Genomic DNA, 3,246 nt, shown 5'->3' on the forward strand with positions numbered 1-3,246 from the left:
GGATATGATCGTACGGGGAGCTCCTGCTATCGGAGCCGCAGCAGCATATGGAGTGTATTTGGCAGCACTCCAATGCCCGGAAGAGAAAGCATTCATGAAAGCCTGTGAATTCCTCAGCCTAGCCAGACCTACCGCTGTCAATCTTGGTTGGGCAATCAATCGAATGCTGGCAACCTATGAACATAATGAAAAACAGCCAAGGGAAGCACTCCTAAAAGCATTGCTCGCTGAATCTGATGCTATCAGGGAAGAGGATATCAAGACCAACAAGCAAATGTCACGTATCGGTGCTAGAGTCGTTCCTGAAAAGGCAACCATCCTCACCCATTGCAATACCGGAGCACTGGCAACTGCAGGTTGGGGAACAGCTCTGGGGGTAATCAAGACGGCGTTCTACGATAAGAAAGATATCTTTGTGTATGCCGATGAAACAAGACCGAGATTCCAGGGTGCTCGCCTTACCGCGTGGGAACTGATGGAAGCAAAGATTCCTTCCAAGCTTATTCCTGACAGCGCAGCAGCAACACTGATTCGTGATGGAAAAATTGATTTGGTAATTCTTGGTGGGGACCGTGTAGCGGCAAATGGCGATGTGGCAAACAAGCTGGGAACCTTTGCCCTTTCTGTCATCTGCAAAACGTATGGAGTACCTTTCTACAGCGTGGTCCCTATTTCCACCATCGATTTCTCAATTCCCGATGGATCCGCGATTCCCATCGAGGAGAGGGAAGCAGAGGAAGTCACCCATGTACAGGGAGTGCAAGTAGCCCCAAGTGGAATGGATGTCTTCAATCCTGCTTTTGATGTTACCCCTCACCAGAATCTCACGGGAATCATAACAGAGAAGGGTATCATCTATCCTCCTTTCAAGGAGAATATTGAACGACTTAGACGAGGTGAAACACTCTAGAAGCTTACAGGCAGTGGATACCCGTTCCACTGCCAATTTTTTTTATGTTTTTGGACAGCAGTAATTTTGTGGATATGACAAAAAGAGGAACAATCCATTGCGGTCCTCCTCAGTCATTTTTATTATGCCATGCCATTTACGCATACCGCAAAAAATCCTACCCTATTTTTCGGTTTTACGAAAGGCTTTACCAATTTCTCCATTTTCTATACCATCATATACAGATTATGTATATTTATACAAATAGAGGAGCAATACCCAAATGCACGAAGCAACACAACAGATCCTTGACCACGTAAAGCAAGTCGATCCCAACCAGCCGGAATTTTTCCAAGCTGTAACCTCATTCATGGCCTCAATCGATCATTTGGTGGATGATCTGCCTCAGATTGTATATCACAAGGTCCTTGACAGGATGGTTGAACCAGAACGTGTCATCATGTTCCGCGTTCCCTGGGTGGATGACGATGGACAGCTGCAGATCAACCGCGCATTCCGTGTTCAGATGAATAGCGCTATTGGACCTTACAAAGGTGGATTGAGATTCCACCCCTCAGTGAACCTGTCTATCCTGAAATTCCTCGCATTCGAGCAAACCTTCAAGAACAGTCTGACAGGACTGGCAATGGGTGGTGGTAAAGGGGGAAGTGACTTCAATCCCAAAGGAAAGAGCGACAACGAAGTTATGCGTTTCTGCCAGAGCATGATGACCGAACTATCACGCCATATTGGTGAGGATACTGATATTCCAGCAGGTGATATTGGTGTTGGTGCCCGAGAAATTGGATACCTCTATGGGCAATACAGGAGAATGAAAAACCGCTCCGTCGGTATCTTGACCGGTAAGGGACCCACCTATGGTGGCTCCTATATCCGCCCAGAAGCAACCGGGTATGGTCTGGTATATCTTTCAGCCGCCATTCTGGAAGGCAAGGGAAAGAGTCTTCAAGGAAAAACCTGTCTTGTCAGTGGCAGTGGAAACGTTGCACAATACACCACCGAAAAGCTGTTGCACATGGGTGCCAAACCGATCAGCATGAGCGACTCTTCCGGCATTCTCATAGATCCTTCCGGAATTGATGAGAAGAAGCTTGCCTACATCAAGACTCTGAAAAATGTAAGGAGAGGAAGAATCAGCGAGTATGCCCAGCAGTTCAAGGAAGCAACCTACATCCCCCACAATGGCTCCAATGATGCCAATCCTCTATGGGATGTTAAGGCAGACTATGCTTTCCCTTGTGCTACCCAGAATGAAATCAATGGGAATGATGCCAAGAACTTGGTAGCCAACGGGATTTCATTGGTAGGTGAAGGTGCAAACATGCCAACAACCTTGGAAGCTGATGACATCTTCAAGGAAGCAGGTGTTCTGCATGCTCCAGGAAAGGCAGCCAATGCCGGTGGTGTTGCAGTTTCGGGATTGGAGATGGCGCAGAACAGCCAGAAACTCCAATGGACCCCTGAACAGGTAGACCAGCAGCTGCAGCAGATCATGAAAAATATCTACGCTTCCATCAGCCAGGCAGCAGATAAGTACAGCACACAGGATAACTTCGTCGATGGTGCAAACATTGCTGGATTCCTGAAAGTAAGCGAGGCCATGATTGCTCAGGGGTATGTATAATACTTCCAATGGTTCATTTTAAGGCAGGCTGAAAAGCCTGCCTTATTTTTACCTGCACCCTATTAGGAATAAAACCCACTGTACTACCGGCGAAATCTAGGGTATCATGGTAGGCAAGGAGAATAGCTATGAAAGATCAGATTTTCTACATTTGTAAGCACTGTGGCAACATTGCTGTGAAGGTTGTTGACAGAGGTCCTAAACTCTCTTGCTGTGGCGAGGAGATGGCTCCCTTGAAGGCAAACACTGTTGATGCAGCCCAGGAGAAGCATGTTCCTGTTGTAAGCATTGAAGGGAACAAGCTGAGTGTGAATGTAGGTTCCGTGGATCATCCAATGACCCAGGAACACCACATCGAATTCATCTATGTCCAGACTGAAAAGGGTGGCATGAGAAAGGCTCTCCCTGTTGACGGAAAGCCACACGCAACCTTTGCACTCGATGATGACAAGGCTGTTGCTGTTTACGAGTATTGCAACCTACATGGACTCTGGAAGGTCGATCTCTAGGATTGTACCAACGTTTCCACCAGTTTGGCTTCCAAAGCCAACAGTGATGCATCACCGATATTCCTCGCATTGCGGGGAATATCTATTTTTTGGTACAACAGAGGTTGTTTTGGGTCACCCAGACAACACACTGCATCACCAAGCAAGATGGCTTCCTTAGGGTCATGAGTAACAAACAATGTAGTCTTTGGACTCTCTTCCCA

Annotated in this window: 3 protein-coding genes and 1 pseudogene; 3 read left to right on the forward strand and 1 reads right to left on the reverse strand. The window is 47.1% G+C overall.

Translation table 11 applies throughout. The features are described from left to right. The 3 genes from mtnA to JF818_RS11755 form a co-directional block, all read left to right on the forward strand. On the forward strand, positions 1-910 hold a 910-nt coding region (gene mtnA / locus JF818_RS11745; protein ID WP_198892193.1), incomplete at its 5' end, for an S-methyl-5-thioribose-1-phosphate isomerase. A 262-nt stretch (positions 911-1,172) separates the two neighbouring features. Next, positions 1,173-2,534: an NADP-specific glutamate dehydrogenase gene (gene gdhA, locus JF818_RS11750; RefSeq protein WP_198892194.1), complete on the forward strand. Its 1,362-nt coding sequence runs from the start codon at positions 1,173-1,175 to the stop codon at positions 2,532-2,534. Between the two features lie 128 nt (positions 2,535-2,662). Further along, the gene (locus tag JF818_RS11755; RefSeq protein ID WP_198892195.1) at positions 2,663-3,043 is read left to right on the forward strand and encodes a desulfoferrodoxin family protein; all 381 of its coding nucleotides are present in this window, start codon (positions 2,663-2,665) and stop codon (positions 3,041-3,043) included. Here JF818_RS11755 and JF818_RS11760 read toward each other — a convergent pair. Further along, positions 3,040-3,246, reverse strand: a pseudogene (locus JF818_RS11760) (ABC transporter ATP-binding protein); the annotation flags it as partial. The gene JF818_RS11755 and the pseudogene JF818_RS11760 sit on opposite strands and share 4 nt — an antisense overlap.

The sequence above is a fragment of the Sphaerochaeta sp. S2 genome, assembly GCF_016406725.1.
Classification (GTDB): domain Bacteria; phylum Spirochaetota; class Spirochaetia; order Sphaerochaetales; family Sphaerochaetaceae; genus Sphaerochaeta.